The 18,190-nt window shown below is 61.3% G+C and carries 16 protein-coding genes and 1 tRNA gene; 9 read left to right on the forward strand and 8 right to left on the reverse strand.

The window, feature by feature from the left end; genetic code table 11:
* Window positions 1–562 precede the first annotated feature (562 nt).
* Together ACFDR9_RS15210 and ACFDR9_RS15215 are read left to right on the forward strand one after the other, a co-directional pair.
* Window positions 563–2,404 (forward strand): site-specific DNA-methyltransferase, encoded by a 1,842-nt coding sequence (locus tag ACFDR9_RS15210; RefSeq protein WP_409031527.1) that lies wholly within the window; start codon window positions 563–565, stop codon window positions 2,402–2,404.
* A gap of 3 nt (window positions 2,405–2,407) precedes the next feature.
* Window positions 2,408–4,993: a DEAD/DEAH box helicase gene (locus ACFDR9_RS15215; RefSeq protein ID WP_409031528.1), complete on the forward strand. Its 2,586-nt coding sequence runs from the start codon at window positions 2,408–2,410 to the stop codon at window positions 4,991–4,993.
* Here the strand turns inward: ACFDR9_RS15215 and ACFDR9_RS15220 are convergent.
* From ACFDR9_RS15220 to ACFDR9_RS15235, 4 genes are all read right to left on the reverse strand, one after another.
* Complete coding sequence (locus tag ACFDR9_RS15220; protein WP_409031529.1) at window positions 4,984–5,946, reverse strand: reverse transcriptase family protein; 963 nt, start codon at window positions 5,944–5,946, stop codon at window positions 4,984–4,986. The genes ACFDR9_RS15215 and ACFDR9_RS15220 overlap by 10 nt on opposite strands.
* An 82-nt stretch (window positions 5,947–6,028) precedes the next feature.
* Entirely contained in the window at window positions 6,029–6,319 is a 291-nt protein-coding gene (locus ACFDR9_RS15225) for a helix-turn-helix domain-containing protein (protein WP_409031530.1), read from the reverse strand.
* A 49-nt stretch (window positions 6,320–6,368) separates the two neighbouring features.
* Entirely contained in the window at window positions 6,369–6,602 is a 234-nt protein-coding gene (locus tag ACFDR9_RS15230; protein WP_409031531.1) for a hypothetical protein, read from the reverse strand.
* Between the two features lie 1,072 nt (window positions 6,603–7,674).
* On the reverse strand, window positions 7,675–7,866 hold the full coding sequence (locus ACFDR9_RS15235; protein ID WP_017877678.1) for a hypothetical protein: 192 nt from the start codon (window positions 7,864–7,866) through the stop codon (window positions 7,675–7,677).
* Window positions 7,867–8,049: 183 nt separating this feature from the next.
* On the opposite strand from ACFDR9_RS15235, the gene ACFDR9_RS15240 reads away from it, so the two are divergent.
* Window positions 8,050–8,478, forward strand: coding sequence for a nuclear transport factor 2 family protein (locus ACFDR9_RS15240; RefSeq protein WP_017877677.1), 429 nt, complete (start codon window positions 8,050–8,052; stop codon window positions 8,476–8,478).
* Window positions 8,479–8,652: 174 nt separating this feature from the next.
* Here ACFDR9_RS15240 and ACFDR9_RS15245 read toward each other — a convergent pair.
* Window positions 8,653–8,728: transfer RNA gene (locus tag ACFDR9_RS15245), tRNA-Phe, on the reverse strand.
* A 234-nt stretch (window positions 8,729–8,962) separates the two neighbouring features.
* Between ACFDR9_RS15245 and ACFDR9_RS15250 the strand changes: the two genes are divergently transcribed.
* From ACFDR9_RS15250 to ACFDR9_RS15275, 6 genes are all read left to right on the forward strand, one after another.
* Window positions 8,963–10,180 (forward strand): FAD-dependent monooxygenase, encoded by a 1,218-nt coding sequence (locus tag ACFDR9_RS15250; RefSeq protein ID WP_409031532.1) that lies wholly within the window; start codon window positions 8,963–8,965, stop codon window positions 10,178–10,180.
* A gap of 217 nt (window positions 10,181–10,397) precedes the next feature.
* Entirely contained in the window at window positions 10,398–11,123 is a 726-nt protein-coding gene (locus ACFDR9_RS15255; RefSeq protein ID WP_409031533.1) for a DsbC family protein, read from the forward strand.
* 116 nt (window positions 11,124–11,239) lie between these two features.
* On the forward strand, window positions 11,240–11,698 hold the full coding sequence (locus ACFDR9_RS15260; protein WP_409031534.1) for a (2Fe-2S)-binding protein: 459 nt from the start codon (window positions 11,240–11,242) through the stop codon (window positions 11,696–11,698).
* Window positions 11,699–11,709: 11 nt separating this feature from the next.
* Window positions 11,710–13,956 carry a molybdopterin cofactor-binding domain-containing protein gene (locus ACFDR9_RS15265; protein ID WP_409031535.1) on the forward strand — a complete coding sequence of 749 codons (2,247 nt, stop codon included), beginning with the start codon at window positions 11,710–11,712 and terminating at the stop codon, window positions 13,954–13,956.
* 1 nt (window position 13,957) lies between these two features.
* A complete protein-coding gene (locus tag ACFDR9_RS15270; RefSeq protein WP_409031536.1) occupies window positions 13,958–14,542 on the forward strand; it encodes an NTP transferase domain-containing protein in 585 nt (194 codons plus the stop codon).
* Between the two features lie 40 nt (window positions 14,543–14,582).
* Entirely contained in the window at window positions 14,583–16,403 is a 1,821-nt protein-coding gene (locus ACFDR9_RS15275; protein ID WP_409031537.1) for a M61 family metallopeptidase, read from the forward strand.
* 8 nt (window positions 16,404–16,411) lie between these two features.
* Here the strand turns inward: ACFDR9_RS15275 and ACFDR9_RS15280 are convergent, their stop codons facing one another.
* The 3 genes from ACFDR9_RS15280 to ACFDR9_RS15290 form a co-directional block, all read right to left on the reverse strand.
* Entirely contained in the window at window positions 16,412–16,906 is a 495-nt protein-coding gene (locus ACFDR9_RS15280; protein WP_157406689.1) for a hypothetical protein, read from the reverse strand.
* Window positions 16,907–16,943: 37 nt separating this feature from the next.
* Entirely contained in the window at window positions 16,944–17,744 is an 801-nt protein-coding gene (trpC, locus tag ACFDR9_RS15285) for an indole-3-glycerol phosphate synthase TrpC (RefSeq protein ID WP_017877669.1), read from the reverse strand.
* Window positions 17,745–17,777: 33 nt separating this feature from the next.
* On the reverse strand, window positions 17,778–18,190 hold a 413-nt coding region (locus tag ACFDR9_RS15290; protein WP_409031538.1), incomplete at its 5' end, for a LysE family translocator.

Here is an 18,190-nt window from a genome sequence, read left to right on the forward strand (position 1 = left end):
AGTCTATGGAAGTTGCATCATAGCACTATTGTTCTGGCGTGGTCTGTCTACGTCAGCCAACATGTGGTCTTTTGCCCAACCCTCGGATCACAATGCGATGACCTTGCCAGGTCTTTTCCCGCTATGTGCTTACTGGCTGATATATGATGCCGTATTGAAATTCAGCCAGATAGCGAAGCATGATTGAACACATCAGAAAGACACTGTGGGCGAGCGCCGACAAGCTGCGCGCCAACATGGATGCAGCCCAAGACACCCTCAATAGATTAATGCGTTGCGCAGGGGGCCGCCATGTCGCGACTCACTGACCTGATCTCCCAAGCCAAGACCAAGGATGCTCAATTAGGCGCCGACCTAGAGCGGGAGTTCAAGGCCCTGTCCTCGCGGCTTCCATTTGGCCTGAACTTCGAGCGGCATAGTCCAGAAGCTGTGGAATTACCATTGCGCCCCATCCGGAAGGGCGACAAAGTTCGGGTACTTCCCGAGCGCGGTACTACCAAGAAGGGGGGATCAGCGGCTGTGGCAGGTCAAAGCTATCAACAAAGCGAGGAAAGTAGCCGACTTGGAACGGCTTGACGTTGCGGAGGCTGAAACGCAATCTGTGGCGCTGGATGATCTTGTAGTGGTGGCTGAGTTTCGCGACACCATCTATCCGGGCTTGGTCAACACGGGAAAAGTGCAGCGCGGTGGTGACAAACCATTCCACACGGTCATCAATGGCGAGAACTACCACGTATTGAAGGCATTGACCTACACGCACCGCGGCAAGGTTGACGCCATCTACATCGACCCGCCGTACAACACGGGTGCGAAGGACTGGAAATACAACAATGATTACGTCGAGGGCGATGACCTGTACCGTCATAGCAAATGGCTCGCGATGATGGAGCGACGTTTGTACGTGGCGAAGGAATTGTTGAATCCAGTGGATGCGGTGCTAATTGTGACCATCGACGAGAAAGAGTATTTGCGGTTGGGGTTGCTGTTAGAGCAAACGTTTCCGGAAGAAAGCATTCAGATGATAAGCAGTGTTATCAACCCTGCTGGAGCGGGCAGACAGTCGGAATTTTCTAGAACTGATGAGTATGTGTTTTTTGTTCGCATTGGCAGTGCTTCGGTTCTTCCTGAGCAGAGAAGTGAATCGAGTCGGCCTGTAACTTGGGATACGTTTAGGCGTAGTGATATCGCATCTAAGCGAGGTACAGCAAAAGGTGGGAAATCGCAGTTCTATCCCATTTACGTTAGCAGGGCGACTGGTCAAATCTTAGAAATCGGCGAACCTCTTCCGCATGACCTTCCTCGACAGGATGCACCGTCCAAAGATGGATGTGTGTCTGTCTTTCCAATTCGGCCTGATGGTACGGAGATGAACTGGGGGCTAGTTCCAAAGGCTGCCCGCGCTCGGCTCAAGGATGGCTATTTGCGATCAGGACGCCACACCCCTCAAGAACCTCAAGAGTGCACAATATCGTATCTAACAGGAGGTATTGTCGGAGATATCGAGGCTGGGAATGTAGTGATTGCTGGCAGATCTCAAGACGGCTCAGTTATAGCGCATTACGTTACAGGTCGTATGGTCATGCCTACAACGGCTTGGAACAAGCCTTCGCACGATGCTCAAAGATTCGGCACAGAGATTCTCAAGCAAGTAATACCGGGTCGCAGATTCCCATTTCCGAAATCATTGTATGCGGTTGAAGATTGCCTCCGCCACTTTCTAGCTAGTCGACCGAAAGCGGTAGTGTTGGATTTCTTCTTCGGCTCCGGCACCACGGCGCACGCCGTCATGAGACTGAACAAACAAGACGGTGGCACTCGCCAATGCATCGGTGTGACGAACAACGAAGTTGCGGCTGCTGAGCAGAAGGCATTACGCGAACGAGGTTTGCGTCCCGGAGACGTTGAATGGGAACAACATGGCATCTGCGACTACATTACCAAGCCGCGCGTGGCCGCAGCAATCACGGGCAAGACTCCGCAGGGTGAACCAATTAATGGCGATTACAAGTTCGTCGATGAATTCCCTATAGCGGACGGCTTTGAGGAAAACGCCGAGTTCTTCACCCTGACTTACGAGGCAAAGAACGCAGTCAGTCACAACCTGGCCTACGCCCGTATTGCGCCAATGTTATGGCTGCGGGCTGGTGCGAGTGGCAAGCGCATCGACAAGGTGCCGGCGGAAGGCTGGGCGGTAGCGGACACATACGGATTGCTAACCGAAGTGGATCAGGCCACACCCTTCATCAATGCCGTGGACAATGCAAACGGTCTGCGCGTCGCCTACATCGTCACAGATGATGATCGCCGCTTCCAAGCAATCGCCAAACGCTTACCTGATGGTGTGGAGCCAGTGCGCCTGTACGAGTCCTATTTGACCAATTTCAGCTTTACTAACGGGGAATAATTCATGAAGTTCATCCTCAAGGACTACCAGCGAGACGCTGTGCGCGATGCACTGGACAATCTGAAAGACGCACGAGATGACTGGCGTCGCAAGTCTCGTAAAACCGCTTTCTCGCTGACCGCTGTGACCGGCGCCGGTAAAACCGTGATGGCCGCAGCCGCGTTCGAGGCTCTATTCCATGGTGATGACGAATTCGACTTTGATGCCGACCCTGGTGCGGTGGTGATCTGGTTCAGTGACGACCCGTCTTTGAACGAGCAGACTCGCTTTCGCCTAATGGAAGCCAGCGACCGCATCAACCATACTGATCTGGTGGTGGTGGAAAACTCCTTCAACCGGCCCAGGTTTGAGGCCGGAAAAATCTATTTCCTCAACACGCAGAAGCTGAGCAAGAACAGCCTGCTGGTGCGCGGCCACGACCAGCAGGAAATGGAGGCGAAGGCGGGTGACTTACTACCGGAAACTCGCCCGGACCTGCGTGCCTACACCATCTGGGACACTATTCAGAATACAATCGATGACCCGGAATTGACCCTTTATATAGTACTGGACGAGGCACATCGGGGCATGGGTAACGCGACGATTAAAGAAAAAGGTACAATTGTGCAGCGGCTCATCAACGGTTCTGGTAGCGTGCCAGGCATCCCGGTGGTCTGGGGCATTTCGGCGACAGTCGAGCGCTTCAACAAAGCGATTGAGTTCGCGGCCAAGCACATTAAGCTGCCAAACGTGGTGGTTGACGCGGCCAAGGTGCAGGAGTCCGGCATCATCAAGGACATCATCCTGCTGGATATTCCCGATGAAGTTGGCGATTTCGACACCGTGCTGGTGCGACGTGCCACTGACAAGCTGAAGGAATCGACCGCAGCATGGATCGAATATGCCAAACAGCAAGAAGAGGCGCGCGTAGTTGTGCCGCTGATGGTATTTCAAGTTCCCAATACTCCTGATCCGAATGAGATCGGACGCGCGCTGGACACCATTTTCGAGCGTTACCCGGAATTGCCAAAAGCCAGTGTGGCACACGTGTTCGGTGATCACACCACGCAACGATTCGGGAACCGCGACGTGCCTTACATCGAGCCGCAGCGCGTCCAGGAATCCGCATGGGTGCGCGTACTGATTGCCAAGGATGCCATCAGTACCGGCTGGGACTGCCCTCGCGCTGAGGTGATGGTGTCCTTCCGGGCCGCCAGCGACCGCACCCACATCACCCAGCTATTGGGCCGCATGGTACGTTCACCGTTGGCCCGTCGTATTCCCGGCAATGATCGGCTGAACGCGGTTGACTGCCTGCTGCCGAGGTTCAATCGAAAGACGGTGGAAGAAGTCGTCGATGCCTTGATGAAAGGCGACGACTCGGCGCCGCCGTCTGGACGCATCGTTATTGACTACGTAGAGGTGACGCCTCATCCAGACGCATCCGCAGCAGTTTGGAAAGCGTTCGAGGCCATCCCATCGCAAACTCGCCCGCAGCGTGGCGCGAAACCGGCGAAGCGATTGACCGCGCTTGCTCACGAGTTTGCATCAGATGACATTCTCGCTCGCGCAGGCAGGCTGGCTCATGCCGAGATGCACAAGGCGTTAGATGCATTCCAGGAGAGCGAGAAAGAAGAGATCGAGGCAAAACGCAAGTCGGTGATAACCGTGGACGGTAAGACTGTGATCGCCGACATGAAGGGGAAGGAAAAGAGCTTCGAAAAATTCTGGGAAGACGCCGACATGGCGGTGATCGATGACGCCTACCGGCGCGCTACGCGCGTCTTCAGCCCCGACATTTCCCGTACCTACGTTGAGCATCTGGCGCAGAAGGTTGCCAGCGTGGACGATGACCCGGAAGAATACCTGGAGGCCATTGTTGAGGCACGCGTCACCGTCGCGGGCTTGGGACTGGTTACGGAAGTGCAGGCGTACTTTGACGCAGAGGCTGACAAGCTGGCCAAGGCGTGGCTAGCGACTTATGCACCTCAAATCAAGGCACTGACCGACGACAGGAAAGAGTCCTATCGGCAGATCATCGAAATGAATACTGAGCCGCAGGGCGTCGATTTAGCCAAACCAGAATCCCGCTATGAGGCAACCAAGGCACGCGAGAACAACAAAGAAACCGCCTTTTCGACATGGAAGAGCCATCTGCTTTGCGATAAAGATGGCAAGTACCCCGCCGAATTGAACAACTGGGAGCGCACAGTTGTTGAAGCCGAGTCCGAGCGCATCGGTTTTAGTTTCTGGTATCGCAATCCACAACAGCCGGGGCAATCCTCGCTAGGCATCGCCTACTTGGAAGATGAGCAGTACAAAATCGTTCGCCCTGACTTTATCTTCTTCGCCCAGCAGGACGGCAAAGTGGTGGTGGATTTGGTTGATCCTCATGGCTTGCACTTGGTTGATGCCCTGCCCAAGTTGCAAGGGCTGGCAGCGTATGCCGAGTCCTACGGGAGTGCCTACAGGCGTATTGAGTCCGTTGCGGAAGCGTTCGGCAAGTTGCGAGTGCTGGATCTGACCCGTCCTGATGTGCGACAGGCCATTATGGTCGCAACAAGTGCGAAGGGGCTATACGAGGGAGTGTGGGCCAGCGACTATGCTTGAATGCTTTTTCCCCAAGGCGGCGGCAAGCAGGTTTTGACAATTTCTTCCTTGGGGTCTTGTGCGTCCTCACCTTTTGTTGGTATAGGTACGGGGTCTAGTGCCCGGCGCACAGTCTTCAGGCGCGTTTTGAGTGCGGTCGCTTCTTTGCTATGGAAGCTACCGAGGCGCCCGACCCTGCTGGCGACGCGAGCGAGTTCTTTCGCGACGGTTGCGCCACAGTCGCCAGACGCAATTTGTTTCTCCAACGCGTAAACCGCAGCACGGATATTTTGCCGCTGCTCCACGGGAAGGGCCACCCGTTTGTTGCTAAGGAGCTTGGTCGTACGCATGGATTTCCCAGCGGTGAATACTTCATGTTTCGACCGCTTCGGCTTGAAACCATGATGAAGCAACATGCCATATATCTCGCTCACAAGGCGAGATTGGTCTTCCACCTGAAGTCTCTGCACGCACGACACACTAACGTCGTCTACGTAGCGAGAATAACGCAGCCCGCGAGCGTCTAGCTTTTCTACAAGGAATGGCTCGTAGTCCCAGAAAACTAGGTTAGCCAAGAACGAGCTTGTGACCGCACCTTGCGGCAGTCCGCCGTCCTTAGTCGTCAACATCGCCAAAACTTCTGCGACGTCGTCGGAAAAACCCATGAAACCAGTCCAGATTCTCTTAATCAGGCCGTAGTGGGCAGACGGAAAAAAATTGGCGATGTCTTCCGCGAAAGCGATTTTGGCATGGACATGAATGGCGGCGTTTGTTCGTGGGCTACAGCCGCGAAGGCTCCCTTGCAAGTACGCAGGGTAGATTATTCGTTTGAGAATGCGCTGCTGAATCCGAATTTGGATGGACTTAAGCACAGGGAAGGCATCGAACGTTTGACGGAGTGTACCATCTGCCTTTTTCTCCTGCTTTGCTACTCTATATAGTCGGTCCGCACGCTGAGAGTATTTGATCAGCATATCCCGATGAATACCTAATGCTCTCGATAGGGCAGGTAGCCCGTGAATGGGTTCGAATGGGTAGGTTGGGCGGAGCCCTGGACTAATTGACTGGTTGCTCATCAAGTAGTTCCAATGCTGTCAGCGCCAACTGCCCCGCTAGCTCTTTGTCGATCCCAGCCAATTCTCCACGCTCGGCGCCAAGGAAAAATAGGATCTCAACAGGAACGCCGAGGCCGGATGCGATGCTCTGAACGGTAGACATCGTGGGATCACGTTTGGAATTTTCGAGCATCGACAGATAGGATACTGAACAACCAGCACGGCGGGCGAGTTCAGCCTGCGAGAGCCCTCGCTTCACCCTGCATGTATGGATTGACTTACCAAGATTCATAATTAAAACCAAGAGAATTAATGGGCTTGCTGCACCACGGCTGAGTTCATCATTTCATCAAGTCACGAATATTGCTGACCAGACTAATGACGACGCCTATTACCTGAAGCGCACGCAAGCCCAAATTCTGCTTGCGCTCGATGTTCAGTTGACTGTCTGCTTTCTCAAGCTCAACAATCACGGCATTCAACTCAGTCACAACGCTAATGTCGAGCTGGCTGTAGTACATGTCACGAAGGCTTTTCAGCGTCCGAACACTTTTTTCGAAGTTACGTTTATTCATGATAATTTCCTCAATCCGGGCGAAATTGCCCAGCCCCATAAGCAAAAGCCGGAAGGTGCCAGCCCGACATAACAAGCCCATTACCAGTCACACGTCTTAGAGCACAGCCCCCATGCAGCCCCTCACTACCGATAACACTGGCAATGACGCTTACGTGGTCGATTGGCTCATCGCGCTGGGCACATCGCCCGTTGCGAGACATCTAGCCTACTTCTGGAAGTGGGCAACCCTTAAGTTTCAGGGTCGTTTTGCTACCTTTGCGTTTGATAAGGAAAATACGTATTTCGAAAACCACCCGAGCGGTAACACTCGGCCTGCTGAAGTACACCACAGATCAGCAGTTTGGTCAATAAATATTCACTGGCAGTGAATGTTTTGGGTGGGAAGGGCGCTCACTTGGGCTCCATCGGAAACAAGCTCCGGCCACTTGAACGCTTCGGTGATTGGGTGGGCTGGGCCGGAAATAGACCGGACACGAGGACTACGTGTTCCAGAAACGACAACGCCAACCGGTGAGGGTTGGCGTTTCGTGAACGATGTTCTTGGTGGCCCGGGGCGGAATCGAACCACCGACACAAGGATTTTCAAGACGAACGTCTTGTCGAAATCGAGCGCGGAATAACGCGCCCTCAACGTTCGACCTGCGTCCAACCGTGTTGTCCATCAAGATTCATTGCCATAAATGCATTTTTTGTGGCGTCCACAAAAAGCAGCGGAAGTTGCATTGTAGTACGATAATTCGTTGTTAACTGGGTGGGGATTTGGATAATTCTGGCCTCAGGCTGCATCTACTGCTATCGATTCGGCGACCGTGCGGGTTGTCGGTTTATGGTACTTAATGTAGGACGCCAAGTCCGTATGCGCGTGGGATGTTGTTCTCGATTCTTGCGCACACTTCGATACAATTTTCCTCCGTTACGGCCGCTGCAATGTTAAAAAACAATGCTGGACAGGAGGCGACCGTGGCTCTTAAAAAAAATATCAGACCCTAAGACGGAACCTCTTATACAAGGTGAAAGCCGTCAGTGCATATCTAGTTCGGAAAACTCGAATGTTGAAATCGGGTAACTGTTCAGCCGCTATGCGGTGCGCAGGATAGGATCGCGCCGATGAAGCGCAGGACGGCGTCGGCGTGCAGGCGGAAGCGGCGCAGCAAGTTGGCCGCCGTGCTCTGCTTGAGGCGCGTGCTGGTTTCAGCATCGAGCAGTTCGGCGTCCCGGACGATGCCGTCGTACACGCTGCCACATGGCGTCCAGATGAACAACTTTTTGCCCTATTCACTCACGCTGAACAGTTACGATAAAAGTACTGTATAGTTATCCGAAAGCCAAGTCACAAGTTGTCTTTTGTGCGGTCTGCGATGCCGAGTTGGGGAGCCGGCGTGGAGTTGGGGCGCAAAATTATCTCCCTGCACCGTTCTTGACTATTTACTGATCGAGCACTCAATATGACGTTGAAAACAATTTTCTTTGGGGCCATTTTTATGACGCCAATGGTATTTGCGCAGGGTATAGAGGTGGCGGCGGCAAAGGCCCCGTTACAAAACTACATTCGAGCGCATGAGACGGGAAATGCGGATTTCATGCGCAAGGCTTTTACTAGTGACGCGAAAATTGTTGGGTACATGGGCGGCAACATGATTTCATGGAGCTTGGAACAGTACGCCGGACGCTTTAGCGGTAAGCCTGCAAATGATGAATCGCAACGCAGGCGAAGCTTTGAAATTCTCGATTTGGCTGGGGATGCGGCCGTGGGTAAGGTGGTACTGGATTATCCAACCGTGAAATTTGTGGACTATATGACACTGCTCAAAATCGACGGCGAGTGGAAGATTGTCAATAAGTCATTTAACGCGCAAGCCAAGCCCGCACTGTAATTAAGGGGCTTCATGCGATCGCCCTGGAGGAGGAGCGGGTCTGCCTGATGGCTCGCTGGTCTGGGCGCAGCACAACCGTTGAATAGTACCGGAAATGGACCGGAGCCGAGGACTGCGAATCCCAGAAACGACAAAGCCCACTTGCATGAGTGGGCGTTGCGCGAACGATGTTCTTGGTGGCCCGGGGCGGAATCGAACCACCGACACAAGGATTTTCAATCCTCTGCTCTACCGACTGAGCTACCAGGCCAAGGAGGAGAATTATAGCAGGCTCAAGCGGGAATGCAAGGGTCGAAAAGCATCTTTCAAAAAATTAATAATTGTAAAATGTAAATATTTGCTTTCGAATCAACTATGCGTGGACGGGAGCGGTGTTTTCCTCAATAGACGATGGCCGCGCGCGGCCGCGCCGTTCAGCGGGAATCGCGAACAACACCGCGAGCGGCGGCGCTGGCCGTGGCCCGGCAAACGCTATAATGCCTGTATGAACAGTCCCTCATCCCCCCGCGTGCCGCCCGGCCACAGCGACGTGTGCATCGTCGGCGATGGCGCCATTGCGAAAACCACCGCGCTGGCCTTCGCCCAGGCCGGGCAGAGCGTCACCCTGTTATGTCCGCCGCTGGCGCCGCCCGCCGCCGCCGGGCACGGCTGGGACGTGCGCGTCTACGCCCTGAACCACACCGCCCACACTCTGCTGTCGTCGCTGAGGGTGTGGGGCGCGCTCGACGCCGCCCGCGTGGCGCCGGTCGACGCCATGCTGGTCAACGGCGACGGCGCCCACGCCGGCGGCCTCGGCTTCGACGCCTACGGCGCCCATGTCGGCGCGCTGGCCTGGATCGTCGAGGACGGCAACCTGGGCCAGGCGCTGGACGCGGCGTTGAAGTTCGCGCAGAACGTGCGCGTCGTGCACGGGCGCGCGCTGCGCCTGGAGCGCGGCGACGCCCACGCCACGGTGCACCTCGACGGCGGCGACAGCATCGCCGCCGCGCTGGTGGTCGGTGCCGACGGCGCCCAGTCCTGGGTGCGCGGCCAGTGCGACATCGGCCTCGACTACCGTTCCTACGGCCAGCGCGGCGTGGTCGGCAACTTCGCCTGCGCCAAGCCGCACCACGGCGCCGCGCACCAGTGGTTCACCGGCGCCGACGGCATCGTCGCGCTGCTGCCGCTGCCCGGCGACCGGGTCTCGCTGGTGTGGTCGGCGCCGGACGCGCTGGCCGACACGCTGCGCGCCGAATCGGCGGCGCAGCTGGCCGCGCGCCTGGCGCCGCTGTGCGCCGACAAGCTCGGCGCGCTGACGCCGCTGCAGCCGGAGCTGGTGCGCGATTTTCCGCTGGTGCTGATGCGCCCGCACGCGATGGTCGCGTCGCGGGTGGCGTTGGTGGGCGACGCCGCCCACGTGGTCCATCCGATGGCCGGACACGGCATGAACCTGGGCTTCGCCGACGTCGCCGAGCTGGTCAAGGCGGTCAACGCCCGCGAGCCGCAGCGCGGCATCGGCGACGCGCGCGTGCTGGCGCGCTACGCCCGCGCCCGCAAGGAAGACGTGCTGTTGATGCAACTGGCCACCGACGCGCTGGCGCGCCTGTTCGGCAGCGATATCGAGCCGCTGCGCGCGGTGCGCAATTTGGGATTAAACTTGCTGGATAAATTGCCGGGACTCAAGCGCCGCCTGATCTCGCACGCGCTGGGAAGGCCGGGTTAAAGCGGCGCTTTGCGTAGGTCGGGTTAGTCGGCGGCGGCCCGGCGTCGGATGACGCGTGCCGCTGATCCGACCTGCGACACGCTCAATGACGGGTTAAGCTCGCCTTAATTGTGGCAATGCGTGGTGAAAAGTACAATGGCCGCACGCCGGCCACGCGAGGCGCGCCCGTGCGCGCATCGCTTTTGCGGATGTCACTGGAGATGTTATGAAATTGAGTATGACTGCGAGTAAAACCGCGCTGTTGCTGATGTCGGGGCTGATGATGTCCTGCGTCGGCGCCGAAACGCCGATCGAGGCGAACATCAAGAAGTTGATCGAGCCGCGCCTGGGCGAGGGCGCCAAGGTCGATTCGATCAAGGAAACCCCGTACGCCGGCCTGTACGAGGTGCGCACCGGCGGCGACATCCTGTACACCGACAAGAGCGCGACTTACCTGATCGTCGGCCACGTCTTCAACGCCAAGACCTCGCAGGACTTGACTAAGGAGCGCATCGACGAGATCAGCCGCATCAAGTTCTCCGACCTGCCGCTGGAAGTGGCGACCAAGGTCGTCAAGGGCGACGGCAAGCGCGTCATCGCGGTGTTCGAGGACCCCAACTGCGGCTACTGCAAGCGCTTCCGCCAGACCACGCTGAAGGAAATCGACAACGTCACCGTCTACACCTTCATGTACAACATCCTGTCGGAAGACTCGATCGCCAAGTCGAAGAACATCTGGTGCTCGGCCGACCGCAACAAGGCCTGGGACGACTGGATGTTGAACAACAAGGCGGCGCCGGCGGCGCCGGCCGGCTGCACCTCGCCGCACGAGAAGGTGCTGGCGCTGGGGCAGAAGCTGCGCGTCAACGGCACCCCGGCGATCTTCTTCGCCGACGGCAGCCGGATTCCCGGCGCCATCGACGCCAAGGCGCTGGAAGCCAAGCTGGCCAGCATTAAACAGTAACACCGCCTTCACCCGCCGCACACGGCGCGCCCCTGACCCGGCGCGCCGCTTTTACATCCGCGGCGCTTCACTTCAGGCAGGCCCGCCGAAAACCGCAGCGCAAATAGGAGCAGTCGATGATTACATTGAATATCAACGGGCATGACACGCAGGTGGACGCCGATCCCTCGACGCCGATCCTGTGGGCGCTGCGCGACAACCTGAACCTGACCGGCACCAAGTTCGGTTGCGGCGCGGCGCTGTGCGGCGCCTGCACCGTGCACATGGGCGGGCAGCCGATCCGCTCCTGCGTAACGCCGATTTCCGCCGCCGCCGGGCGCGAGATCACCACCATCGAGGCGATCGGCGCCGACAAGGTCGGCAAGGCGGTGCAAGACGCCTGGGTCAAGCACGACGTGCCGCAGTGCGGTTACTGCCAGAGCGGCCAGGTGATGAGCGCGACGGCGCTGCTGAAGTCGAACAAGAAGCCGAGCGACGCCGACATCGACGGCGCCATGAGCGGCAACATTTGCCGCTGCGGCACCTATCAACGGATCCGCGCCGCCATCAAAGACGCCGCCAAAACACTCGCCTAAGGGGACATCGCATGCGTATCGAATGGATCAATCGGGAGGCGCTGGAAAACGGCGTGGCGACCCTGGCGCAAGCCGGGCAGGGCCGCGGCGCGCTGTCGCGGCGCAGTTTCATCAAGGCCGGCGCGCTCGCCGGCGGCGGCCTGGTGCTGAGCTTTTTCGTCCCCGGCGCCAACAAGTTCGCGCGCGCCGCCGAGGCCGAGGCGAAACCGCCGTCGCAGCCGAACGCCTTCCTGCGCATCGCGCCGGACAACAGCGTGACGGTGCAGGTGAACCGGCTTGAATTCGGCCAAGGCGTGCACACCAGCCTGCCGATGCTGATCGCCGAGGAGCTCGACGCCGGCTGGTCGCAAATGCGCGGCGAGCTGGCGCCGGCCGGCGACGCCTTCAAGGACCCGGCCTTCGGCATGCAGATCACCGGCGGCTCCGGCACTATCGCCCACTCGTTCACGCAGTACCGCGAAATCGGCGCGCGCGCGCGGGCGATGCTGGTCGCCGCCGCCGCCGAGCAGTGGCAGGTGGCGCCGGCGGAGGTGGCGACGGCGCGGGGCATGCTGCTCGGCCCGGCCGGCCAGAAGGCCAGCTACGGCGCCTTCGCCGATGCCGCCATGAGGCAGACCCCGCCCGCCAGCGTGCAGTTGAAGGACCCGAAGGACTTCCGCATCATCGGCAAGCCGGTCAAACGACTCGACGCGCGCGCCAAGTCGAGCGGCAAGCAGGAGTTCGGCATGGACTTCAAGCCGGCCAACACCAAGGTCGCGGTGGTGGCGCGCCCGCCGGTGTTCGGCGCCAGGGTGGCCAAGTTCGACGCCGGCGAGGCGCTGGCGATCAAGGGCGTGCAGCAGGTGCTGGAGGTGGAGACCGACCGCGGCGGCAGCGGCGTGGCGGTGATCGCCGACGGCTACTGGCAGGCCAAGCAGGGCCGCGACGCGCTGCGGATCGACTGGGACAGCAGCGCCGTCGGCAAGGTCGACAGCGCGCAGCAACTGGCCGCGTTCAAGGCGCTGGCGCAAACCCCGGGCCTGCCGGTGAAGAGCGCCGACACCTCGAAGCTGGCCGCGGCGCCGAAGAAAATCACCGCCGTCTATGAATTCCCCTACCTGGCGCACGCGCCGATGGAGCCGCTCAATTGCGTGGTCGACCTGCGCGCCGACGGCTGCACCGTCTGGGCCGGCTCGCAGTTCCAGACCATGGACCACGCCGCCATCGCCCGCACCGCCGGCCTGAAGCCGGGGCAGGTGACGCTGCACACGATGATGGCCGGCGGCGGCTTCGGCCGGCGCGCCGTGCCCAGCTCGGACTACATCGTCGAGGCGGTCAACGTCGCCAAGGCTTGGCAGGCAAGCGGCAAGGGCGGGCCGCTGAAGCTGATCTGGAGCCGCGAGGACGACATCAAGGGCGGCTACTACCGGCCGTCGCATGTGCACCGGGCCGAACTGGGCCTGGACGGGACGGGCGCCATCGTCGCCTGGAACCACACCATCGTCGGCCAGTCGATTATCACCGGCACGCCGTTCGAGGCCTTCATGGTCAAGAACGGTGTCGATCACACCATGGTCGAGGGCATGGGCGAACCCTACCAGGTGCCGTTGAACCTGACGGTGCACAACGCCCAGGCCAACGTGCCGGTGCTGTGGTGGCGCTCGGTCGGCTCGACCCACACCGGCTTCGTCATGGAGACCCTGATCGACGAGGCGGCGCACGCGGCCGGCGCCGACCCGGTGGCCTACCGCAAAAAGCTGCTGGGCGAAAAACACCCGCGCCACGTCGCCGCGCTGGACCTGGCGGTGGCCAAGTCGGGCTACGGCAAGAAGGCGCTGCCGAAGGGCCAGGCCTGGGGCGTGGCGATGCACGAGTCGTTCAACTCCGTGGTCGCCTATGTCGTCACGGCCTCGGTCAAGGACGGCGTGCCCAAGCTGCACAAGGTTACCGCCGGGGTGCATTGCAACCTGGCCGTGAACCCCTTGAGCATCGAGGCGCAGGTGCAGGGTGCGGTGCTGATGGCGCTGGGGACCACCTTGCCCGGCGCCGCCATCACGCTCAAGGACGGCGTCGTCGAACAGCAGAACTTCGGCGACTACCCGGTGGCGCGCATCACCGACATGCCGGTCGTCGAGGTGCACCTGGTCGCCTCCACCGACGCCCCGACCGGCATGGGCGAGCCGGGCGTGCCGCCGCTGGCGCCGGCGTTCGCCAACGCCATTTTCAAGCTGACCGGCAAGCGCCTGCGCAGACTGCCGTTCGACCTGGCGACGGCCTAGCGTGGGCGGCGTCGCCGGCGTGGTTGGCATTTTGCTGGCGGCCGGGCGCGGCCGGCGTTTCGACCCGTCCGGCGCGCACAACAAGCTGTTGCAGCCGCTGGCCGGCGGCGAGGCGGTGGCCGCGGCCAGCGCGCGCCACCTGCTGGCGGCGGTGGGCCGGGTGGTGGCGGTGGTGCGCGGCGGCGACGAGGCGCTCGCCGCCGCGCTGCGCGGCGCCGGCTGCGAAGTGACGTTCTGCGCCGACGCCGACGACGGCATGGGAACCTCGCTGGCGCACGCGGTGCGCCACGCGCGCGAGGCGGGCGGCTGGCTGGTGGCGCTGGCCGACATGCCGCACGTGCGGCCCGACACGATGCGCCTGCTGGCCGAGGCCCTCGGCGGCGGCGCCGGCATCGCCACGCCGCTGCACCAGGGCCGGCGCGGCAATCCGGTCGGCTTCGGCCGGGTCCACCTGGCGCCATTGTTGGCGCTGCAAGGGGACCGGGGCGCGCGCGAACTGCTCAAGCGTTATCCTGTGCGCGTGGTGATGGTCGACGACCCCGGCGTGCTGCAAGACATCGACACCCGGGCCGACCTGCAACGATAAGACAGACAGGCGCCGAGAACCCGCAAACACGAGGAAAAAGATGAAAAAACCAAACAAGAAAAACGCCGCGATCGCCTACACCATCCGTCCCAAAGACCTGGCCGGCCACCTGTTCGAAGTGACGCTGACGGTGCCGGCGCCGGACCCCGCCGGGCAGGTGTTCGCGCTGCCGGCGTGGATACCGGGCAGCTACATGATCCGCGAATTCTCGCGCAACATCGTACAGATCCGCGCCGAATCGGACGGCTGGTCGGTGGCGCTGACGAAACTCGACAAGCACTCGTGGCAGGCGGCGCCCTGCCGCGGCGAGCTGGTGCTGCACTACGAGGTCTACGCCTGGGACCTGTCGGTGCGCACCGCGCACCTGGACCAGGGCCACGCCTTCTTCAACGGCACCAGCGTGTTCCTGCGCGTGCTGGGGCGGGAGGACGGCGCGCACCAGGTCGACATCGTGCGCCCGGACGACGCCGCTTGCAAAACCTGGCGCGTCGCCACCACGCTGGCGGAACTGGGCGCCAAGCGCTACGGCTTCGGCACCTACCAGGCCGCCGACTACGACGAACTGATCGACCACCCGGTCGAACTGGGCGACTTCGCGCTGGCCACGTTCAAGGCGCACGGCGTGCCGCACGACATCGTCATCAGCGGGCGCGTGCCCAACCTCGACATGGCGCGTCTGAGTGCCGACCTGAAAGCCATCTGCGAAACCCAGATCGCCTTCTTCGAACCGAAAACCAAGCGCGCGCCGATGCCGCGCTACCTGTTCCTGACGCTGGCCGTGGGCGACGGCTACGGCGGCCTGGAGCACCGCGCCTCGACCGCGCTGATCTGCGCCCGCGCCGACCTGCCCAGCACGGCCACGCCGAAGGGCGAGGCGATTAGCGACGGCTACCTCAAATTCCTCGGCCTGTGCAGCCACGAATACTTCCACACCTGGAACGTCAAACGCATCAAGCCGGCGGCCTTCGCGCCGTACGACCTGCAAGCGGAAAGCTACACCCCGCTGCTCTGGCTGTTCGAGGGCTTCACCAGCTACTATGACGACCTGATGCTGGTACGCGCCGGCATCATCGACGAGGCGGCCTACCTGGCACTGCTGGGAAAAACCGTCAACAGCGTGCTGCGCGGCAGCGGCCGCAACAAACAAAGCGTGGCCGACTCCAGCTTCGACGCCTGGGGCAAATACTACCGCCAGGACGAAAACGCGCCGAACGCCATCGTCAGCTACTACACCAAAGGCTCGCTGATCGCGCTGGCGCTGGACCTGACGATCCGCGCCAAGACGGCCGGCAAACGCACGCTCGACGACGTCATGCAGGCGCTGTGGCAGCGCTTCGGCCGCGACTTCTACCACGGCGCGGCGCGCGGCGTGACGCCGGCCGAAGTCGACGCCCTGCTCGACGAAGTCAGCGGCCTCAAAATGAAAGCCTTCGTCGAGCGGCACATCCGCGGCACCGCCGACCTGCCGCTGGCGAAACTGCTGGCGCCGTTCGGCGTCGCCTACGCCGACGAGCGCAAGAGCGCCAAGCCGAGCCTGGACGTCGGCCTGGGGCGCGACGGCGCCGACGCCAAGCTGGCGCAGGTGCACGAAGGCGGCGCCGCCCACCTGGGCGGCTTGTCGGCGGGGGACGTGTTGGTGGCGCTGGACGGCTTGCGCGTGGGCGGCCAGCCGGCCAACCTCGACACGCTGCTGGGCCGCTACCAAGTGGGGCAGCGCGTCACGATCCACGCCTTCCGGCGCGACGAACTGATGAGCTTTGACGTCACCCTGCAAGGCGAACGCCTACCCGGCGTGACGCTGACGCTGGCGGCGCCTGGCAAAAAAGGCATCGCCCTGCGCCGCCCGAGCGCCGCGCGTTAACCCAGCGCTTATTGCGGTCCGGCCAGGCTTCGCAGTTGGAAGTGGAAGCGCTCGTTAAACAGGAAGGTTTCGGAAAAGTCGAGCGTCTTGTGGTTGCGCTTGAGCAGGTGCAGCGGCTTCGGGAACGGCGCGCCGACCCGTTTCACCGCCGCCAGCGCGACCTTCGACGCTTCCTTGTTGCGCGAGCGTTTCACTTCGACGCTGCGCAATTCGCCGTCGCGGTCGACGCTGATGTCGACGACCACGATGGCCGGCAGCATCGGCGGCAGTTGGCCGCTGAAGGTGATGCCGGGGTTGGCGTCGAGGATTTGCTGGGCCACTAGCATCTTGTAGTCGTCGATGTTGTTCATCGGCGCCGGCGGCTTGGGTGCGGCGGCGGGCGCCGGCGGCGCCGCCATCTCGGCCACGCTGGGCGTCGGCGGGGTGCGCGGCGGGGTTTTCTGGCAGCCGCTCAGGAGCAGCGACAGCAGCCCCAGCGATACCGATACGAGAGTGGATGTCACTGGGCGGGCCATGGCGTTACCTCTTGGGCTAAGGAGCCTAACTGAACAATCGGCGCAGCTCGGCGCCGGGGTCGGGCGCGCGCATGAACGCCTCGCCCACCAGGAAGGCGTGCACGTTGGCGTCGCGCATCCGTTGCACGTCCTCGCCGACCAGAATACCAGATTCGGTAATGATGAGCTTTTCCGCAGGAATGCGCGGCAGCAGGTCGATGGTGGTCTGCAGCGACGTCTCGAAGGTGCGCAGGTTGCGGTTGTTGATGCCGACCAGCGCGCTCTTGAGTTTGAGCGCCGCGTCCAGCTCGGCGCCGTCGTGCGCTTCGATCAGCACGTCCATGCCCAGCTCGTGGGCGCAGGCTTCCAGCTCGGCCATCAGGCCGTGGTCGAGCGCCGCGACGATCAGCAAGATGCAGTCGGCGCCCATCGCCCGCGCTTGGTAGACTTGGTACATGTCGACCATGAAGTCCTTGCGCAGCACTGGAATGGCGCAGGCGGCGCGGGCCTGCTTCAGGTAGTCTGTGGCGCCCTGGAAGAACTGTACGTCGGTCAGCACCGACAGGCAGGCCGCGCCGTTGTCGGCATAGCTGGCGGCGATGTCGGCCGGACGGAAGTCGGCGCGCAGCACGCCCTTCGACGGCGACGCCTTTTTCACTTCGGCGATGACGGCGGCGGCGCCGGCGCCGATTTTCTGGCGCAGGCTGGCTTCGAAGCCGCGCAGGTCCTGACGCAGTTCGGCGTCGGCCTCGACGTCGCCGCGCAGGCTGGCCAAGCTGCGGTATTTTTTCGCCGCGGCGACTTCGTCGGCTTTGACGGCCAGGATTTGGTTGAGGATGTCGGACATGGCGGGTTCCAAGTGATGAGGGGAAGGGGGGCGTCAGTTGGGCTTCGACAGCGCCAGCTTCAGGCCGAGCGCGATGAACAGGCCGCCGGCGGCGCGGCCGAGCCACGCCGTCACGCGCGGCTTGAGCTGCAGGCGGGTGCTGGCGAACGCGGTGAACAGGGCCAGCGCGTGGCACCACAGCATGCCGTTAACGTTGAAAATGCAGCCCAGCACAATGAACGCCAGCGCCTTGTTGGGCGCGTCGGCGGCGATAAACTGCGGCACGAAGGCGAGGAAAAATATCGCCACTTTGGGATTGAGCACGTTGGTCAGGAAGCCTTGGAAAAAGATCTTCCGGTACGGCAGCGGGGGGGGGGGGGGGGGGGGGGGGGGGGGGGGGGGGGGGGGGGGGGGGGGGGAGGGGGGGGGGGGGGGGGGGGAGGGGGGGGGGGGGGGGAAGGGTTTGC

Origin of the sequence: Janthinobacterium sp. CG_23.3 (assembly GCF_046115965.1) — a bacterium.
Taxonomy (GTDB): Bacteria; Pseudomonadota; Gammaproteobacteria; order Burkholderiales; family Burkholderiaceae_D; genus Janthinobacterium.

Excerpts from the sequence above, each read along its gene's own strand:
- ACFDR9_RS15215 (WP_409031528.1), top strand. The coding sequence starts at position 2,408 with ATGAAGTTCATCCTCAAGGACTACCAGCGAGACGCTGTGCGCGATGCA.
- ACFDR9_RS15220 (WP_409031529.1), bottom strand. The coding sequence starts at position 5,946 with ATGCTGATCAAATACTCTCAGCGTGCGGACCGACTATATAGAGTAGCA.
- ACFDR9_RS15225 (WP_409031530.1), bottom strand. The coding sequence starts at position 6,319 with ATGAATCTTGGTAAGTCAATCCATACATGCAGGGTGAAGCGAGGGCTC.
- ACFDR9_RS15230 (WP_409031531.1), bottom strand. The coding sequence starts at position 6,602 with ATGAATAAACGTAACTTCGAAAAAAGTGTTCGGACGCTGAAAAGCCTT.
- ACFDR9_RS15240 (WP_017877677.1), top strand. The coding sequence starts at position 8,050 with ATGACGTTGAAAACAATTTTCTTTGGGGCCATTTTTATGACGCCAATG.
- ACFDR9_RS15250 (WP_409031532.1), top strand. The coding sequence starts at position 8,963 with ATGAACAGTCCCTCATCCCCCCGCGTGCCGCCCGGCCACAGCGACGTG.
- ACFDR9_RS15255 (WP_409031533.1), top strand. The coding sequence starts at position 10,398 with ATGACTGCGAGTAAAACCGCGCTGTTGCTGATGTCGGGGCTGATGATG.
- ACFDR9_RS15260 (WP_409031534.1), top strand. The coding sequence starts at position 11,240 with ATGATTACATTGAATATCAACGGGCATGACACGCAGGTGGACGCCGAT.
- ACFDR9_RS15265 (WP_409031535.1), top strand. The coding sequence starts at position 11,710 with ATGCGTATCGAATGGATCAATCGGGAGGCGCTGGAAAACGGCGTGGCG.
- ACFDR9_RS15275 (WP_409031537.1), top strand. The coding sequence starts at position 14,583 with ATGAAAAAACCAAACAAGAAAAACGCCGCGATCGCCTACACCATCCGT.
- trpC (WP_017877669.1), bottom strand. The coding sequence starts at position 17,744 with ATGTCCGACATCCTCAACCAAATCCTGGCCGTCAAAGCCGACGAAGTC.